Raw genomic sequence first — 16,634 nt, forward strand, 5'->3', positions numbered from 1 at the left:
AATGAAAAAAGAACAAATTCCAAATCTCTTAACAATAGGTCGAATTCTCTTTATACCTATTTTTATCTTTATTTTAACGGTAGGAAATTCGATAGAGAGTCATATAGTAGCAGCTATTATCTTTGCTATTGCCAGTATTACAGATTATTTAGATGGATATTTAGCTCGTAAATGGAATGTGGTCAGTAATTTTGGTAAATTTGCAGATCCTATGGCGGATAAGTTATTAGTTATGTCGGCTTTTATTATGCTGATTGAGTTAGGTATGGCTCCGGCTTGGATTGTTGCAGTGATTATCTGTCGTGAGTTGGCTGTGACAGGTTTAAGGCTTTTATTGGTTGAAACTGGTGGAACGGTTTTAGCAGCAGCAATGCCTGGAAAAATTAAAACTTTCAGTCAGATGTTTGCCATTATTTTCTTGCTATTACATTGGACTTTGCTTGGCCAAGTTCTACTTTATGTAGCCTTGTTTTTCACTATCTACTCTGGCTATGATTATTTCAAGGGTAGTGCCTATGTATTTAAAGGGACATTTGGTTCGAAATGAAATCAATAATTGATGTAAAAAATCTTTCTTTTCGCTATAAGGAAAGTCAGGAATACTACGATGTGAAGGATATTACGTTTCACGTGAAACGTGGAGAATGGCTTTCGATTGTAGGGCATAATGGTAGTGGTAAATCAACGACTGTCCGGTTAATTGATGGCTTACTGGAAGCAGAATCTGGAGAGATTGTAATTGATGGCCAACGTTTGACTGAGGAAAATGTTTGGAATATACGTCGTCAAATCGGTATGGTTTTTCAAAATCCAGATAATCAATTTGTTGGAGCGACTGTTGAAGATGATGTTGCCTTTGGTTTGGAAAATCAGGGACTTTCTCGACAAGAAATGAAAAAAAGAGTGGAAGAAGCTTTGGATTTGGTTGGCATGTTGGACTTTAAAAAGAGAGAGCCAGCTCGTCTGTCAGGTGGTCAAAAGCAACGTGTGGCCATTGCAGGTGTTGTAGCCCTAAGACCAGCTATTCTAATCCTAGACGAGGCAACGAGTATGTTGGATCCTGAGGGGCGTAGAGAACTGATTGAGACAGTAAAAGGAATTCGAAAAGACTATGATATGACGGTCATTTCCATCACACATGATTTGGAAGAAGTCGCCATGAGTGATCGTGTATTGGTCATGAAAAAAGGGGAAATTGAATCAACCAGTAGCCCAAGAGAACTTTTCTCTCGAAATGATTTAGATCAAATTGGATTAGACGATCCTTTTTCCAATCAATTAAAACATTCTTTGAGCCAGAATGGCTATGATTTACCTGAAAATTATTTGACAGAAAGTGAGCTAGAGGATAAGCTATGGGAATTGCTCTAGAAAATGTGAGTTTTACGTACCAAGAAGGGACTCCCTTAGCTTCAACAGCTTTGTCGGATGTTTCTTTGACGATTGAAGACGGTTCTTATACGGCTTTAATTGGCCACACAGGTAGTGGCAAATCAACTATTTTACAACTTTTAAATGGTTTATTGGTGCCAAGTCAAGGGAGTGTGCGGGTTTTTGATACCTTAATCACTTCGACTTCTAAAAATAAAGATATTCGTCAAATTAGAAAACAGGTTGGCTTGGTATTTCAGTTTGCTGAAAATCAGATTTTTGAAGAAACGGTTTTGAAGGATGTTGCTTTTGGACCGCAAAATTTTGGAGTTTCTGAAGAAGATGCGGAACAGATTGCGCGTGAGAAACTGGATTTGGTTGGAATTGATGAATCACTTTTTAATCGTAGTCCGTTTGAGCTATCGGGTGGACAAATGAGACGTGTCGCCATTGCAGGTATACTTGCCATGGAACCAGCCATATTAGTCTTAGATGAGCCCACAGCAGGCCTAGATCCCCTGGGAAGAAAAGAGTTGATGAACTTGTTCAAAAAACTCCATCAGTCAGGGATGACCATTGTCTTAGTAACGCATTTGATGGATGATGTTGCTGAATATGCGAATCAGGTATATGTGATGGAAAAGGGACGTTTAGTTAAAGGGGGGAAACCGAGTGATGTCTTTCAAGATGTTGTCTTTATGGAAGAAGTGCAGTTGGGAGTACCTAAACTTACGGCCTTTTGTAAACGATTGGCTGATAGAGGCGTGTCATTTAAACGATTACCGATTAAGATAGAGGAGTTCAAGGAGTCGCTAAATGGATAGTATGATTTTGGGGCGTTATATCCCAGGGGATTCTATTGTTCACAGATTGGATCCACGTAGCAAATTACTGGCTATGATGCTACTGATTTTGATTGTGTTTTGGGCTAATAATCCCTTGACAAATCTGATTCTTTTCATAGCGACAGGGATATTTATTGCCTTGTCAGGAGTATCTCTTTCATTTTTTATTCAGGGCTTGAAGTCTATGTTTTTCTTGATTGCCTTCACAACTATTTTTCAACTGTTTTTCATTTCTAATGGGAATGTTTTATTTGAGTTTTCATTTGTGAGAATCACGGATTATGCTTTGCAACAAGCTGGAATTATTTTTTGTCGCTTTGTATTGATTATTTTCTTTTCAACTTTGTTAACCTTAACGACCATGCCCTTAAGTTTGGCATCAGCTGTCGAAGCTTTATTAGCACCTTTAAAGAGTATGAAAGTTCCAGTTCATGAAATTGGATTGATGCTGTCTATGAGTTTGCGTTTTGTCCCAACCTTGATGGATGATACGACGCGGATTATGAATGCACAGAAAGCGCGTGGAGTGGATTTTGGAGAAGGAAGTATTGTTCAAAAGGTGAAGGCTATGATTCCCATTTTGATTCCTCTTTTTGCGACAAGTTTAAAACGTGCGGATTCCTTGGCTATCGCAATGGAAGCGCGTGGTTATCAGGGTGGAAAAGGCAGAAGTCAATATCGACAATTGAAATGGACTCGAAAGGATACGCTGACCATTCTTGTTATTATCATACTTGGTTGTTGCTTATTTTTCTTAAAATCTTAGTAGCTTTCAGGAATTGATAAAAAGTTACTGTAACAGTTTTTGATATAAAGGTAGGGATATGAACCGTTTTAAAAAATCAAAATATGTCATTATTGTTTTTGTCACTGTTCTGCTTGTGTCAGCTCTCTTAGCGACGACTTATTCAAGTACAATTGTGACAAGATTAGGAGATGGAATCTCAGTGGTTGATAGGGTTGTGCAAAAACCTTTTCAGTGGTTTGATTCTGTCAAATCAGATTTGGCTCATTTGACACGCACTTATAATGAAAATGAAAGTTTGAAGAAACAGATTTACCAATTAGAAGTTAAATCAAATGAGGCGGAAAGTTTAAAGATGGAAAATGAACAACTGCGCCAATTGCTTGATATGAAGTCCAAATTGCAATCTACAAAGACTTTGGCATCAGATGTTATTATGCGTTCTCCAGTATCTTGGAAGCAGGAGTTGACCCTGGATGTAGGCAAATCAAAAGGAGCTTCTGAGAACATGTTAGCCATTGCAAATGGTGGTTTGATTGGGAGTGTTTCAAAAGTGGAAGAGAACTCTACTATGGTCAACCTTCTGACAAATACGGAAAACGCTGATAAGATTTCTGTTAAAATTCAACATGGTTCTACTACAATTTATGGGATTATTGTTGGTTATGACAAGGAAAATGAGGTTCTTAAAATTAGCCAATTAAATAGTAATAGCGATATTAGTGCGGGCGATAAGGTGACCACTGGTGGATTAGGAAACTTTAATGTTGCGGATATTCCAGTTGGTGAAGTGGTTGCCACAACGCATAGTACGGACTATTTGACACGAGAAGTAACTGTTAAATTGAGTGCAGATACTCATAATGTGAATGTGATAGAATTAGTGGGGAATTCATAATGAGACAGTTGAAGCGGGTTGGAGTATTTTTATTGCTTCCTTTCTTTGTTCTAATTGATGCCCATATTAGTCAGCTTCTGGGCTCGTTTTTTCCCCACGTGCAGTTGGCTAGTCATTTTCTATTTTTGTTTCTCTTATTTGAGACGATTGAAGTATCAGAGTATCTCTATTTAGCCTATTGTTTTGTAGTGGGTTTGGTTTATGATATTTACTTTTTCCACTTGGTAGGGATTGCGACTCTGTTATTCGTCTTGTTGGGGGCATTTCTCCATAAATTTAATAGTGTTATTTTATTGAATCGTTGGACGAGAATGTTGGCAATTATTGTCATGACTTTTCTATTTGAGATGGGAGCTTATATACTTGCATTGGTGGTAGGTTTAACTGTGGATAGTATGTCTTTGTTTATAGTCTATAGTTTAGTACCATCAATGATTTTGAACCTTATATGGATGATTATTTTTCAGTTTATTTTTGAAAAATTTTACCTATAAGAAAGAAATAAAAATGTAACAAAGGCGTAATATTCATTAGGCCTTTTTTTGGTATACTAGTAATGTCTTTAAAAGAAGGAGTATCTACGAAATATGAAGAAAAAAATCTTAGCGTCACTTTTACTAAGTACAGTAATGGTTTCTCAAGTAACTGTTTTAACAACTGCGCATGCAGAAACTACTGATGACAAAATTGCTGCTCAAGATAATAAAATTAGTAACTTAACAGCACAACAACAAGAAGCCCAAAAACAAGTTGATCAAGTTCAGGAGCAAGTATCTGCTATTCAAACAGAGCAATCAAACTTGCAATCTGAAAATGATAGACTACAAGCAGAATCTAAAAAGCTTGAGGGTGAAATTACAGAACTTTCTAAGAATATTGTATCTCGTAATGATTCATTACAAAAACAAGCTCGTAGTGCTCAAACAAATGGAGCTGCAACAAATTACATTAATACAATTGTAAACTCAAAATCAATTACAGAAGCTATTTCACGTGTTGCTGCAATGAGTGAAATCGTATCTGCAAACAACAAGATGTTGGAACAACAAAAAGCAGATAAAAAAGCTATTTCTGAAAAACAAGTAGCAAACAATGATGCAATTAATACAGTTATTGCAAATCAGCAAAAACTAGCTGATGATGCTCAATCATTAACTACAAAACAAGCTGAGTTGAAAGCTGCAGAATTGAATCTTGCTGCTGAAAAGGCTACTGCAGAGGATGAAAAAGCAAGTTTACTTGAGAAAAAAGCTGCAGCGGAAGCAGAAGCTAAAGCAGCTGCAGAAGCAGAAGCAGCCTACAAAGCTAAACAGGCAAGTCAACAACAAACAGTTGTTGCTTCTGGGAATACAACTTTCACTGCACAAGTTCAAGCAGTATCTAGTTCTTCTGAATCATCTTCAAGCAGTGCTTCAACAGAATCAACAAGCTACACTCCTGCACCAGTAAAACATCGCCCAACATACAGTACAAATGCTTCAAGTTATCCAACTGGTGAGTGTACATGGGGAGCTAAAACATTAGCACCTTGGGCTGGAGATTACTGGGGTAATGGAGCACAGTGGGCTACAAGTGCAGCTGCTGCAGGATTCCGCACAGGATCTACACCTCAAGTTGGTGCCATTGCATGTTGGAATGATGGTGGATATGGACACGTAGCCGTGGTTACAGCTGTTTCATCATCAACAAGTATCCAAGTATCTGAATCAAACTATGGTGGAAACCGTACAATCGGAAATAAACGTGGTTGGTTCAATCCTACTACAACTTCAGAAGGTTTTGTAACATACATCTATCCAAACTAATGAATGAAACAAAGAGACTCGATTAGAGTCTCTTTTATGATTTATATAGTTAACTTACTCTAAAAATCTGCTAAAATAGCTTGAAAATATTGAAAAAGTATGGTAAAATGAAACTTGTCGTGTGAACGATAATACTCATTCTTGATGAATTGTGAAACAGTTGCCTTTGGGTCGTTTTGCGAGTTGAAGTCAAGAAGAGGAAAAAAACAAAAAGGAGAAATACTCATGGCAGTAATTTCAATGAAACAACTTCTTGAGGCTGGTGTACACTTTGGTCACCAAACTCGTCGCTGGAACCCTAAGATGGCTAAGTACATCTTCACTGAGCGTAACGGAATCCACGTTATCGACTTGCAACAAACTGTAAAATACGCTGACCAAGCTTACGATTTCATGCGTGATGCAGCAGCTAACGATGCAGTTGTATTGTTTGTTGGTACTAAGAAGCAAGCGGCTGATGCAGTTGCTGAAGAAGCAGTACGTTCAGGTCAATACTTCATCAATCACCGTTGGTTGGGTGGAACTCTTACAAACTGGGGAACAATCCAAAAACGTATCGCTCGTTTGAAAGAAATCAAACGTATGGAAGAAGATGGAACTTTCGAAGTTCTTCCTAAGAAAGAAGTTGCACTTCTTAACAAACAACGTGCACGTCTTGAAAAATTCTTGGGTGGTATCGAAGATATGCCTCGTATCCCAGATGTGATGTACGTAGTTGACCCACATAAAGAGCAAATCGCTGTTAAAGAAGCTAAGAAATTGGGAATCCCAGTTGTAGCGATGGTTGACACAAATACTGATCCAGATGATATTGATGTAATCATCCCAGCTAACGATGACGCTATCCGTGCTGTTAAATTGATCACAGCTAAATTGGCTGACGCTATCATCGAAGGACGTCAAGGTGAGGATGCAGTAGCAGTTGAAGCAGAATTTGCAGCTTCAGAAACTCAAGCAGATTCAATTGAAGAAATCGTTGAAGTTGTAGAAGGCGACAACGCTTAATTCATAATAAATAGTAATTACCTAGGAGGGCGGGGCTTAGCCCGGCTCTCCTATTTTTAAAAAATATAGGAGAATCAAAATGGCAGAAATTACAGCTAAACTTGTTAAAGAGTTGCGTGAAAAATCTGGTGCTGGTGTTATGGACGCTAAAAAAGCATTGGTTGAAGTGGAAGGCGATATCGAAAAAGCGATTGAATTGCTTCGCGAAAAAGGTATGGCAAAAGCAGCTAAGAAAGCTGACCGTGTTGCTGCAGAAGGTTTGACTGGTGTTTATGTTAACGGTAATGTTGCAGCAGTTATTGAAGTAAACGCTGAAACTGACTTCGTTGCGAAAAACGCTCAATTCGTTGAATTGGTAAATACTACAGCTAAAATTATTGCTGAAGGAAAACCTGCTAATAATGAAGAAGCACTTGCTTTGACAATGCCTTCAGGTGAAACTCTTGAAGCTGCATACGTATCTGCAACAGCAACTATCGGAGAAAAAATCTCATTCCGTCGCTTTGCGTTGATTGAAAAAACAGATGCACAACACTTTGGAGCATACCAACATAACGGTGGACGTATCGGTGTTATTTCAGTTGTTGAAGGTGGAGACGAAGCACTTGCTAAACAATTGTCAATGCACATCGCAGCGATGAAACCAACAGTTCTTTCTTACAAAGAATTGGATGAGCAATTCGTTAAAGATGAGTTGGCACAATTGAACCACGTTATCGACCAAGATAACGAAAGCCGTGCAATGGTTAACAAACCAGCTCTTCCACACTTGAAGTATGGATCAAAAGCTCAATTGACTGATGAAGTGATTGCTCAAGCTGAAGCTGACATCAAAGCTGAGTTGGCTGCAGAAGGCAAACCAGAAAAAATCTGGGACAAAATCATCCCAGGTAAAATGGATCGCTTCATGCTTGACAACACTAAAGTTGACCAAGCTTACACACTTCTTGCACAAGTTTACATCATGGATGACAGCAAGACAGTTGAAGCATATCTTGAATCAGTTAACGCTTCAGTAGTTGAGTTCGCTCGCTTTGAAGTTGGTGAAGGTATTGAGAAAGCTGCAAACGACTTTGAAGCTGAAGTTGCAGCTACAATGGCAGCAGCCTTGAATAACTAATTATAGAAAGGAAGTAAATTTGCTTCCTTTTTTCTATGCAGTCGATCCCTATAGGGAGAGCTTCCTATTTTCAAGGTAAAAACAAAAAGCCCTATAATAAGGGCCAATTGTATTTAGGAGACTAAACTTCAAATTCATAGAGTGCTGTAGAGAGATAACGTTCACCGTTATCTGGTGCTAGAGCAAGGACTTTTTTACCTGTACCTAATTTTTTGGCAACCTCGATGGCTCCGTAGATAGCTGCAGCTGAGGAAATCCCTACAAGAAAGCCTTCTTTTCCACCAATTTCACGTCCGAGTGCAAGAGCATCATCTGATGTTACACGAACGATACCATCATAAGCATTTGTATCCAGTGTATCAGGAATAAATCCAGCTGATATACCTTGAATTTTGTGAGGACCAGGTTTTTCACCAGATAGAATAGCAGATTCATCAGCTTCCACTGCATAAACTTGAATGTTTGAATTTGCTGATTTGAGTGCATGAGAAACACCAGAAATTGTTCCACCGGTACCAACTCCAGCAACAAAGGCATCTAGTCCATCTTTACCGAAAGCAGCTAGTATTTCAGCTCCTGTTGTTCTTTCGTGTACTTCTGGATTAGCTGGATTGTCAAATTGAAGAGGAAGGAAACCATCACGTTCAGCAGCGATTTCTTGAGCCTTAGCAATAGCGCCTTTCATTCCCTCACTACCAGGAGTTAGGACGAGTTCAGCACCATAAGCTTGGATAATCTTACGTCGTTCTACACTCATAGTTTCAGGCATAACGATGACGACTTTATATCCTTTAGCAGCACCTACCCATGAAAGTCCAATACCAGTGTTTCCACTTGTTGCTTCAACAATTGTAGAACCTGGTTTCAGAATACCGTCTTGTTCAGCTTTTTCAATCATGCTAAGAGCAATACGATCTTTTACAGAAGAACCAGGGTTGAATGCTTCAAGCTTTACATAGACGTCCGCAGCCCCTTCTGGTACGATATTGTTGAGTTTAACAATCGGAGTTTGACCGATTAATTCAGTAATGTTGTTATAAATAGACATATGGATACCTCTTTGTATAAGATATTTCTAGTATAACGCTATCTATACCATTTGTAAAATATAGAAATCCTATCGAAGCGATAGGATTTTTTTATATCACAAGTCTAAGCCATTAATTTTTAAGCGATTGTGATAGGCTAATTCTAGTAGATATTGTCCATATTCTTTGATAAGAGTTTCTTTGTTTTGCTCGCTAAAGTTACCAGCGAGTCCTTGAATGAATTTACCAAATGCCATATTTTTCTCCTTTGTTTACACTAAGTTTACAGGAACTTCAACTTCTCGTAAACCTTGATCAGTTAAGGTAACTTTTCCATGAAAAAACTCTACAAGCGCAGCTTTAATAGTTTCTTTTTCTTCTTTGTCAACATAAATCATCGTATCGACTTGATCTGTAAAGTTTGTATCCAGTTCCATGAGATTATGTTCCTTAAGGAAGTTACTGTACTCTTGGTACTGAGCGTAAGACATTTGAATAGCAATGCCAGCCTGTTCCTTTATTTCAATGATGCCAATTTCTTTGACAGCTAAGGCGACACTACCTGCGTAGGCACGAATCAATCCTCCAGCGCCTAGTTTAATGCCACCAAAGTAGCGTGTCACTACCACACAGACATTAGTAAGATTGTGATTTTCTAGTACCCCAAGCATGGGAACTCCAGCAGTACCACTGGGCTCACCATCATCACTTGTACGTTTGATTTCACTACGTTCTCCAATAATGAAGGCAGAGCAGTTATGCGTAGCTTTGTAGTGCTCTTTCTTGATGGCAGTAATGAAGTTACGAGCCTCTTCTTCGTTATAAACATGCTTGGCATGACAGATAAAGCGGGATTTTTTGATTTCTTCTTGGACTTGTCCGTCCTCTTTAATTGTTCTAAATTCCATGATTTAATTGTACTAAAAAATCATCTAAAGCGCTAGATTTTTACGAATAAAGAAGTATGAAAGTAAATCCAAATTATCTCGGTCGGTTGTTTACGGAGAATGAATTAACTAAAGAGGAACGTCAGTTGGCGGAGAAATTTCCAGCAATGAGAAAGGAGAAGGGGAAATTTTTCTGTCAACGTTGTAATAGTATTATTCCAGAGGAGTGGTATTTGCCTATCGGTGCTTACTATTGTCGAGAGTGCTTGCTGATGAAGCGAGTCAGGAGTGACCAAGCTTTATACTATTTTCCACAGGAGGATTTTCCTAAACAGGATGTTCTTAAATGGCGTGGTCAATTAACTCCTTTTCAAGAAAAGGTGTCAGAGGGATTGATTCAAGCAGTAGACAAGCAGGAACCAACCTTGGTTCACGCTGTAACAGGAGCTGGAAAGACAGAAATGATTTATCAAGTAGTAGCTAAAGTGATCAATGCGGGTGGGGTAGTATGCTTGGCTAGTCCTCGCATAGATGTTTGTTTGGAGCTGTATAAGCGCCTGCAAGATGATTTTGCTTGCAAGATATCTTTACTACACGGAGAATCAGAGCCGTATTTTCGAACACCACTAGTTGTTGCGACGACCCATCAGTTATTGAAGTTTTATCAAGCTTTTGATTTGCTGATAGTGGATGAAGTAGATGCCTTTCCTTATGTTGACAATTCCACGCTTTACCATGCTGTCAAGAATAGTGTAAAGGAGAATGGCTTGAGAATCTTTTTAACAGCAACTTCTACAGATGAGTTAGATAGGAAGGTTCGCATCGGAGAATTAAAACGATTGAGTTTACCAAGACGATTTCATGGAAATCCTTTGATTATTCCTAAACCTGTCTGGTTATCAGATTTTAATCACTGTTTAGAGAAAAGTCGGTTGTCACCAAAGCTAAAGTCTTATATTGAGAAGCAGAGAAAGACAGCTTATCCGTTACTCATTTTTGCTTCAGAAATTAAGAAAGGGGAGCAATTAAAAGAAGTCTTACAGAAGGAATTTCCGCATGAGAAAATTGGTTTTGTGTCTTCAGTTACGGAAGATCGATTAGAGCAGGTACAAGCTTTTCGAGATGGAGAACTGACAATACTTATCAGTACGACAATCTTGGAGCGTGGAGTTACCTTCCCTTGTGTAGATGTTTTTGTAGTAGAAGCCAACCATCGTCTGTTTACCAAATCTAGTTTGATTCAGATTGGTGGACGAGTTGGACGAAGCATGGATAGACCGACAGGAGATCTGCTTTTCTTCCATGACGGGTTAAATACTTCAATCAAAAAGGCAATTAAGGAAATTCAACAGATGAATAAGGAGGCGGGTCTATGAAGTGTTTATTATGTGGGCAGACTATGAAGGCTGTTTTAACTTTCAGTAGTCTTTTACTTCTGAAGAATGATGCCTCCTGTCTTTGTTTAGATTGTGATTCTACTTTTGAGAGAATTGGAGAAGAGTACTGTCCAAACTGTATGAAAACAGAATTGTCAACAAAGTGTCAAGATTGTCAATTTTGGTGTAAAGAAGGAGTTGAAGTCAGTCATAGAGCGATTTTTATTTACAATCAAGCTATGAAGGATTTTTTCAGTCGGTATAAGTTTGATGGAGACTTCCTTTTAAGAAAAGTTTTTGCTTCAGTTTTAAGTGAGGAGTTAAAAAAGTACAAAGAGTATCAATTTGTCGTCATTCCCCTAAGTCCTGAAAGATTGCTCGAGAGGGGATTTAATCAGGTTGAAGGTTTAGTTGAAGCAGCAGGGTTCTCTTTTCAAGACTTACTAGAGAAGAGAGAAGAACGGGCTAGTTCTTCTAAAAATCGTTCAGAACGCTTGGCAACAGAACTTCCTTTCTTTGTCAAAAGTGGAGTCACTATTCCTAAAAAAATCCTACTTATAGATGATATTTATACTACTGGAACAACTATAAATCGTGTGAAGAAACTGTTGGAAGAAACTGGTGCTGAGGATGTGAAAACATTTTCCCTTGTAAGATGAGGAAAAAATTTGCAAAAATAAAATGAAAGCGTTATAATGAAATCAGAAAAACAAAAATGTTTAGAAAGAAGGTACTCATATGATTAAATATAGTATCCGTGGTGAAAACCTAGAAGTAACAGAAGCAATTCGTGATTATGTAGTTTCTAAACTCGAAAAGATCGAAAAGTATTTTCAAGCTGAACAAGAGTTGGATGCTCGAGTTAACTTGAAGGTGTATCGTGAAAAAACGGCTAAAGTGGAGGTAACGATTCCACTTGGATCAATTACTCTTCGTGCAGAAGATGTGTCTCAAGATATGTATGGTTCAATAGACCTTGTAACCGATAAAATTGAACGTCAGATTCGTAAGAATAAAACAAAAATCGAGCGTAAAAATAAAAACAAGGTAGCAACTAGTCAATTATTTACAGATGCTTTGGTGGAAGATACAAATGTTGTCCAATCTAGAGTGGTTCGTTCAAAACAAATTGATTTAAAACCAATGGATTTGGAAGAAGCTATTCTACAGATGGATTTGTTGGGACATGATTTCTTTATCTATGTGGATGTTGAAGATCAGACAACCAATGTGATTTATCGTCGTGAGGATGGCGAGATTGGCTTGTTAGAAGTTAAAGAATCTTAATTTCAATATGTGTAAAGGAAGGTTTACTGAATTGTAAACCTCCTTTTTCTTATAATTGATAGAATTACTGATTACACTTTTAAAAAGTCGCTTTTTGGTGGTTATTATGGTATAATGGGTGCCAAGAGGTTTGGAATGAAAAAATTTTATGTAAGTCCTATTTTCCCCTTAATATTAGGAATAGTGGCGTTCGGAGTGCTATCTGTGCAACTTGTTTTTGTAAGGAATACACTGGTAACGCTATTTCTTTTCCTACTTATTTTGGGTTCATATATTTTACTATTCATCCATCAGAGAGACTACTACTCAAGGAGTGAAGTAGAACAAATCCAGTATGTAAACCACCAAGCTGAAGATAGTTTGACAACCTTGTTAGAACAGATGCCTGTCGGAGTTATTAAACTAGACTTATCGTCAGGTGAAGTTGAATGGTTCAATCCTTACGCTGAATTGATTTTGACTAATGAAGTGGGCGAGATTGATGTTGCATTAATTCAAACAATTATAAAGGCTTCTGTGGGGAATCCAGGTTCTTATGCTACCTTGGGTGAGACTCGTTATTCGGTTCATATGGACAAGGTATCTGGAGTTCTTTACTTCTTTGATGTGTCTGGAGAATACGAAGCGACTGTTGAGTTAGTTACGAGTAGACCTGTTATTGGGATTGTCTCCGTTGACAACTATGATGACTTAGAAGATGAAACATCGGAGTCTGATATCAGCCATATTAACAGTTTTGTAGCCAATTTTGTTGCAGAATTTGCTGGGAAGCATGCTATGTTCTCTCGTCGAGTGAGTATGGACCGCTTTTATCTATTTACGGACTACACGGTGCTTGAGGGATTGATGAACGATAAATTTTCTGTTATTGATGCTTTCAGAGAAGAGTCGAAACAGAGACAGTTGCCCTTGACCTTAAGTATGGGATTTTCTTATGGTGATGGAAATCATGATGAGATAGGGAAAGTTGCTTTGCTCAATTTGAACTTGGCTGAAGTGCGTGGTGGCGACCAGGTGGTTGTCAAGGAGAATGACGAAACTAAAAATCCAGTTTATTTTGGTGGTGGGTCTGCTGCCTCAATCAAACGTACACGGACTCGTACGCGTGCTATGATGACGGCTATTTCAGATAAGATTCGTAGTGTGGATCAGGTTTTTGTAGTTGGTCACAAAAATCTGGATATGGATGCTTTGGGTTCTGCTGTAGGTATGCAGTTATTTGCCAGCAATGTGACTCAAAATAGCTATGCTCTTTACGATGAAGAACAAATGTCGCCGGATATTGAACGAGCTGTTTCATTCTTAGAAAAAGAAGGAGTTACGAAGTTGTTGTCTGTTAAGGATGCAATGGGGATGGTAACCAATCGTTCTTTGTTGATTCTTGTAGATCATTCAAAGACAGCTTTAACTTTATCAAAAGATTTTTATGATTTATTTACCCAAACCATCGTCATTGACCACCATAGAAGGGATCAGGATTTCCCAGATAATGCAGTCATTACTTATATTGAAAGTGGTGCAAGTAGTGCTAGTGAGTTGGTAACGGAATTGCTACAGTTCCAAAATTCTAAGAAAAATCGTTTGAGTCGTATGCAAGCAAGCGTCTTGATGGCTGGTATGATGTTGGATACTAAAAATTTCACCTCACGAGTGACTAGTCGAACATTTGATGTTGCTAGCTATCTCAGAACGAGAGGAAGTGATAGTATTGCTATCCAGGAAATCGCTGCGACAGATTTTGAAGAATATCGTGAGGTCAACGAACTGATTTTACAGGGGCGTAAATTAGGTTCAGATGTATTGATAGCAGAGGCTACGGACTCGAAATGCTATGATACAGTTGTTATTAGTAAGGCAGCAGATGCCCTATTAGCTATGTCAGGTATTGAAGCGAGCTTTGTTCTTGCGAAGAATACACAAGGATTTATCTCTATCTCAGCTCGCAGCCGTAGTAAGCTGAATGTACAACGGATTATGGAAGAGTTAGGCGGTGGAGGCCACTTTAATTTGGCAGCAGCTCAAATTAAGGATTCAACCTTGTCAGAAGCAGGTGAAAAACTGACAGAAATTGTATTAAATGAAATAAAGGAAAAGGAGAAAGAAGAATGAAAGTAATCTTTTTAGCAGATGTTAAAGGAAAAGGTAAAAAAGGCGAAATTAAGGAAGTACCAACAGGGTATGCGCAAAACTTTCTTATCAAAAAGAATCTAGCCAAAGAAGCGACTGCTCAAGCTGTAGGTGAACTTCGTGGTAAACAAAAATCTGAAGAAAAAGCTCACGCTGAGATGATTGCAGAAGCAAAAACAATTAAAGCCCAACTAGAAGCAGAGGAAACTATTGTAGAATTTGTTGAAAAGGTTGGTCCAGATGGCCGTACTTTTGGTTCTATTACCAATAAGAAAATTGCAGAAGAATTGCAAAAGCAATTTGGAATTAAGATTGATAAACGTCATATCCAAGTACAAGCTCCGATTCGAGCAGTTGGTTTGATTGATGTACCAGTGAAAATCTATCAAGATATCACAAGTGTGATCAATCTTCGTGTGAAAGAAGGGTAAATTTACACTTTCTTGACAAGATTGTAAAAGGAAGGGAAGTCTGATGGCAGAAGTAGAAGAGTTACGAGTACAACCTCAAGATATCTTAGCTGAGCAATCCGTTTTAGGGGCTATCTTTATTGACGAGAGTAAGCTTGTTTTTGTGCGAGAATATATTGAGTCTCGGGACTTTTTTAAGCATGCCCATCGTTTGATTTTCCAAGCTATGGTCGATTTATCCGATCGTGGCGATGCTATAGATGCAACAACGGTTCGTACTATCCTTGATAATCAAGGTGATTTGCAGAATATTGGCGGCCTGTCTTACTTGGTTGAGATTGTCAATTCTGTGCCAACTTCTGCTAATGCGGAGTATTATGCTAAAATCGTTGCAGAAAAGGCTATGTTACGGCGATTAATCGCCAAGTTGACAGAGTCTGTCAATCAAGCTTACGAGGCTTCGCAACCAGCTGATGAAATCATTGCTCAGGCAGAAAAAGGGCTGATTGATGTCAGTGAAAATGCTAATCGAAGTGGATTTAAGAACATTCGAGATGTGTTGAATATCAACTTTGGAAATCTGGAGACTCGCTCGCAACAAACGACTGATATTACAGGGATTGCGACAGGTTATCGTGATTTGGATCATATGACGACTGGTCTTCATGAGGAGGAGTTGATTATCTTAGCAGCTCGTCCAGCGGTTGGTAAGACAGCCTTTGCCTTGAATATCGCTCAGAACATTGGGACTAAGTTGGACAAAACGGTTGCTATTTTTTCACTCGAAATGGGTGCGGAAAGTCTAGTGGACCGTATGCTTGCGGCAGAAGGTTTGGTAGAGTCTCATTCTATTCGTACAGGGCAATTGACAGATGAGGAGTGGCAAAAGTATACCATTGCTCAAGGGAATCTAGCTAACGCCAGTATCTATATTGATGATACGCCAGGAATTCGGATTACAGAGATTCGTTCTCGTTCTCGTAAACTGGCTCAAGAAACTGGAAATCTAGGCTTGATTTTGATAGACTATTTGCAGCTTATCACGGGAACTGGTCGAGAAAATCGTCAACAAGAGGTTTCAGAAATTTCACGTCAGTTGAAAATTTTAGCTAAGGAACTGAAAGTTCCAGTAATCGCTTTAAGTCAGCTTTCTCGTGGTGTAGAACAACGTCAGGATAAGAGACCGGTCTTGTCTGATATTCGTGAATCTGGGTCTATTGAGCAGGACGCTGATATCGTGGCCTTTCTGTATCGCGACGATTACTATGAGCGTGGTGGTGAAGAAGAGGAAGGCATACCGAATAATAAGGTAGAAGTTATTATCGAGAAAAACCGTAGTGGAGCTCGTGGAACGGTGGAATTGATTTTCCAAAAAGAATACAATAAATTTTCAAGTATCTCAAAGAGGGAGGCATAAGATGTCAGACGCATTTACAGATGTAGCCAAGATGAAAAAAATCAAAGAAGAAATCAAGGCACATGAGGGACAAGTCGTAGAAATGACTTTGGAGAATGGTCGTAAGCGCCAAAAAAATAGATTGGGTAAGCTAATTGAGGTTTATCCATCCCTATTTATCGTTGAATTTGGAAACGTTGAAGGGGATAAACAAGCTAATGTTTACGTTGAATCCTTTACTTACTCAGATATCCTTACAGAAAAGAATTTGATTCATTATCTTGACTAAAGTGAGAAATTTTCTCACTTTTTCTTTTTTCTCCGAATAATTTAA

General features: G+C 38.5%; 18 protein-coding genes and 1 pseudogene. 16 read left to right on the forward strand and 3 right to left on the reverse strand.

The genetic code is table 11. The annotated features are described in order from the left end of the window. The first annotated feature begins 1 nt into the window (after window position 1). The 9 genes from pgsA (at window position 2) to tsf (ending at window position 7,789) form a co-directional block, all read left to right on the forward strand. Window positions 2–547, forward strand: a complete 546-nt coding sequence (pgsA, locus tag B7699_RS01560) for a CDP-diacylglycerol--glycerol-3-phosphate 3-phosphatidyltransferase (RefSeq protein ID WP_000712138.1) — start codon at window positions 2–4, stop codon at window positions 545–547. Further along, window positions 544–1,371: an energy-coupling factor ABC transporter ATP-binding protein gene (locus tag B7699_RS01565; protein ID WP_084926943.1), complete on the forward strand. Its 828-nt coding sequence runs from the start codon at window positions 544–546 to the stop codon at window positions 1,369–1,371. Before pgsA ends, B7699_RS01565 begins: the two co-directional genes overlap by 4 nt. Continuing rightward, entirely contained in the window at window positions 1,356–2,195 is an 840-nt protein-coding gene (locus B7699_RS01570; protein ID WP_084926944.1) for an energy-coupling factor transporter ATPase, read from the forward strand. The genes B7699_RS01565 and B7699_RS01570 overlap by 16 nt, the downstream gene beginning before the upstream one ends. Next, the gene (locus B7699_RS01575) at window positions 2,188–2,982 is read left to right on the forward strand and encodes an energy-coupling factor transporter transmembrane component T family protein (protein WP_000377896.1); all 795 of its coding nucleotides are present in this window, start codon (window positions 2,188–2,190) and stop codon (window positions 2,980–2,982) included. Before B7699_RS01570 ends, B7699_RS01575 begins: the two co-directional genes overlap by 8 nt. 58 nt (window positions 2,983–3,040) lie before the next feature. Further along, window positions 3,041–3,859, forward strand: a complete 819-nt coding sequence (gene mreC / locus B7699_RS01580; protein WP_084926945.1) for a rod shape-determining protein MreC — start codon at window positions 3,041–3,043, stop codon at window positions 3,857–3,859. Next, window positions 3,859–4,353, forward strand: coding sequence for a rod shape-determining protein MreD (mreD, locus tag B7699_RS01585; RefSeq protein ID WP_084926946.1), 495 nt, complete (start codon window positions 3,859–3,861; stop codon window positions 4,351–4,353). Before mreC ends, mreD begins: the two co-directional genes overlap by 1 nt. Window positions 4,354–4,446: 93 nt before the next feature. After that, window positions 4,447–5,664 (forward strand): peptidoglycan hydrolase PcsB, encoded by a 1,218-nt coding sequence (gene pcsB / locus B7699_RS01590; protein ID WP_084926947.1) that lies wholly within the window; start codon window positions 4,447–4,449, stop codon window positions 5,662–5,664. 225 nt (window positions 5,665–5,889) lie between these two features. Continuing rightward, window positions 5,890–6,669: a 30S ribosomal protein S2 gene (rpsB, locus tag B7699_RS01595; protein ID WP_000268466.1), complete on the forward strand. Its 780-nt coding sequence runs from the start codon at window positions 5,890–5,892 to the stop codon at window positions 6,667–6,669. A 79-nt stretch (window positions 6,670–6,748) separates the two neighbouring features. Beyond that, complete coding sequence (tsf, locus tag B7699_RS01600) at window positions 6,749–7,789, forward strand: translation elongation factor Ts (RefSeq protein ID WP_084926948.1); 1,041 nt, start codon at window positions 6,749–6,751, stop codon at window positions 7,787–7,789. Between the two features lie 121 nt (window positions 7,790–7,910). On the opposite strand, the gene cysK is transcribed toward tsf, so the two are convergent. The 3 genes and pseudogenes from cysK to B7699_RS01610 form a co-directional block, all read right to left on the reverse strand. Further along, on the reverse strand, window positions 7,911–8,837 hold the full coding sequence (cysK, locus tag B7699_RS01605; RefSeq protein WP_000029884.1) for a cysteine synthase A: 927 nt from the start codon (window positions 8,835–8,837) through the stop codon (window positions 7,911–7,913). A 141-nt stretch (window positions 8,838–8,978) separates the two neighbouring features. Continuing rightward, window positions 8,979–9,074 (reverse strand): annotated as a pseudogene (locus B7699_RS09360) (PH domain-containing protein); the annotation flags it as partial. A gap of 15 nt (window positions 9,075–9,089) precedes the next feature. Next, window positions 9,090–9,725: a YigZ family protein gene (locus B7699_RS01610; protein WP_084926949.1), complete on the reverse strand. Its 636-nt coding sequence runs from the start codon at window positions 9,723–9,725 to the stop codon at window positions 9,090–9,092. Window positions 9,726–9,781: 56 nt separating this feature from the next. On the opposite strand from B7699_RS01610, the gene B7699_RS01615 reads away from it, so the two are divergent. The 7 genes from B7699_RS01615 (at window position 9,782) to B7699_RS01645 (ending at window position 16,589) form a co-directional block, all read left to right on the forward strand. Continuing rightward, a complete protein-coding gene (locus tag B7699_RS01615; protein ID WP_084926950.1) occupies window positions 9,782–11,080 on the forward strand; it encodes an ATP-dependent helicase ComFA in 1,299 nt (432 codons plus the stop codon). Further along, window positions 11,077–11,739 (forward strand): ComF family protein, encoded by a 663-nt coding sequence (locus B7699_RS01620; protein WP_084926951.1) that lies wholly within the window; start codon window positions 11,077–11,079, stop codon window positions 11,737–11,739. Before B7699_RS01615 ends, B7699_RS01620 begins: the two co-directional genes overlap by 4 nt. Before the next feature lie 79 nt (window positions 11,740–11,818). Further along, window positions 11,819–12,367, forward strand: coding sequence for a ribosome hibernation-promoting factor, HPF/YfiA family (gene hpf / locus B7699_RS01625; protein WP_004255322.1), 549 nt, complete (start codon window positions 11,819–11,821; stop codon window positions 12,365–12,367). Window positions 12,368–12,502: 135 nt separating this feature from the next. Beyond that, on the forward strand, window positions 12,503–14,476 hold the full coding sequence (locus B7699_RS01630) for a DHH family phosphoesterase (protein ID WP_084926952.1): 1,974 nt from the start codon (window positions 12,503–12,505) through the stop codon (window positions 14,474–14,476). After that, window positions 14,473–14,925 carry a 50S ribosomal protein L9 gene (gene rplI / locus B7699_RS01635; RefSeq protein WP_084887706.1) on the forward strand — a complete coding sequence of 151 codons (453 nt, stop codon included), beginning with the start codon at window positions 14,473–14,475 and terminating at the stop codon, window positions 14,923–14,925. Before B7699_RS01630 ends, rplI begins: the two co-directional genes overlap by 4 nt. A gap of 43 nt (window positions 14,926–14,968) precedes the next feature. Further along, complete coding sequence (gene dnaB / locus B7699_RS01640; protein ID WP_084926953.1) at window positions 14,969–16,321, forward strand: replicative DNA helicase; 1,353 nt, start codon at window positions 14,969–14,971, stop codon at window positions 16,319–16,321. Window position 16,322: 1 nt separating this feature from the next. After that, window positions 16,323–16,589 (forward strand): Veg family protein, encoded by a 267-nt coding sequence (locus tag B7699_RS01645; protein ID WP_001278169.1) that lies wholly within the window; start codon window positions 16,323–16,325, stop codon window positions 16,587–16,589. The last annotated feature ends 45 nt before the right edge of the window (window positions 16,590–16,634 follow it).

Source organism: Streptococcus mitis, assembly GCF_002096835.1.
In the GTDB taxonomy this organism is placed as follows: domain Bacteria; phylum Bacillota; class Bacilli; order Lactobacillales; family Streptococcaceae; genus Streptococcus; species Streptococcus mitis_W.

What these genes read in the sequence shown, in the direction of transcription:
- pgsA (WP_000712138.1), top strand. Translation starts at nt 2, where the DNA reads ATGAAAAAAGAACAAATTCCAAATCTCTTAACAATAGGTCGAATTCTC.
- B7699_RS01565 (WP_084926943.1), top strand. Translation starts at nt 544, where the DNA reads ATGAAATCAATAATTGATGTAAAAAATCTTTCTTTTCGCTATAAGGAA.
- B7699_RS01570 (WP_084926944.1), top strand. Translation starts at nt 1,356, where the DNA reads ATGGGAATTGCTCTAGAAAATGTGAGTTTTACGTACCAAGAAGGGACT.
- B7699_RS01575 (WP_000377896.1), top strand. Translation starts at nt 2,188, where the DNA reads ATGGATAGTATGATTTTGGGGCGTTATATCCCAGGGGATTCTATTGTT.
- mreC (WP_084926945.1), top strand. Translation starts at nt 3,041, where the DNA reads ATGAACCGTTTTAAAAAATCAAAATATGTCATTATTGTTTTTGTCACT.
- mreD (WP_084926946.1), top strand. Translation starts at nt 3,859, where the DNA reads ATGAGACAGTTGAAGCGGGTTGGAGTATTTTTATTGCTTCCTTTCTTT.
- pcsB (WP_084926947.1), top strand. Translation starts at nt 4,447, where the DNA reads ATGAAGAAAAAAATCTTAGCGTCACTTTTACTAAGTACAGTAATGGTT.
- rpsB (WP_000268466.1), top strand. Translation starts at nt 5,890, where the DNA reads ATGGCAGTAATTTCAATGAAACAACTTCTTGAGGCTGGTGTACACTTT.
- tsf (WP_084926948.1), top strand. Translation starts at nt 6,749, where the DNA reads ATGGCAGAAATTACAGCTAAACTTGTTAAAGAGTTGCGTGAAAAATCT.
- cysK (WP_000029884.1), bottom strand. Translation starts at nt 8,837, where the DNA reads ATGTCTATTTATAACAACATTACTGAATTAATCGGTCAAACTCCGATT.
- B7699_RS01610 (WP_084926949.1), bottom strand. Translation starts at nt 9,725, where the DNA reads ATGGAATTTAGAACAATTAAAGAGGACGGACAAGTCCAAGAAGAAATC.
- B7699_RS01615 (WP_084926950.1), top strand. Translation starts at nt 9,782, where the DNA reads ATGAAAGTAAATCCAAATTATCTCGGTCGGTTGTTTACGGAGAATGAA.
- B7699_RS01620 (WP_084926951.1), top strand. Translation starts at nt 11,077, where the DNA reads ATGAAGTGTTTATTATGTGGGCAGACTATGAAGGCTGTTTTAACTTTC.
- hpf (WP_004255322.1), top strand. Translation starts at nt 11,819, where the DNA reads ATGATTAAATATAGTATCCGTGGTGAAAACCTAGAAGTAACAGAAGCA.
- B7699_RS01630 (WP_084926952.1), top strand. Translation starts at nt 12,503, where the DNA reads ATGAAAAAATTTTATGTAAGTCCTATTTTCCCCTTAATATTAGGAATA.
- rplI (WP_084887706.1), top strand. Translation starts at nt 14,473, where the DNA reads ATGAAAGTAATCTTTTTAGCAGATGTTAAAGGAAAAGGTAAAAAAGGC.
- dnaB (WP_084926953.1), top strand. Translation starts at nt 14,969, where the DNA reads ATGGCAGAAGTAGAAGAGTTACGAGTACAACCTCAAGATATCTTAGCT.
- B7699_RS01645 (WP_001278169.1), top strand. Translation starts at nt 16,323, where the DNA reads ATGTCAGACGCATTTACAGATGTAGCCAAGATGAAAAAAATCAAAGAA.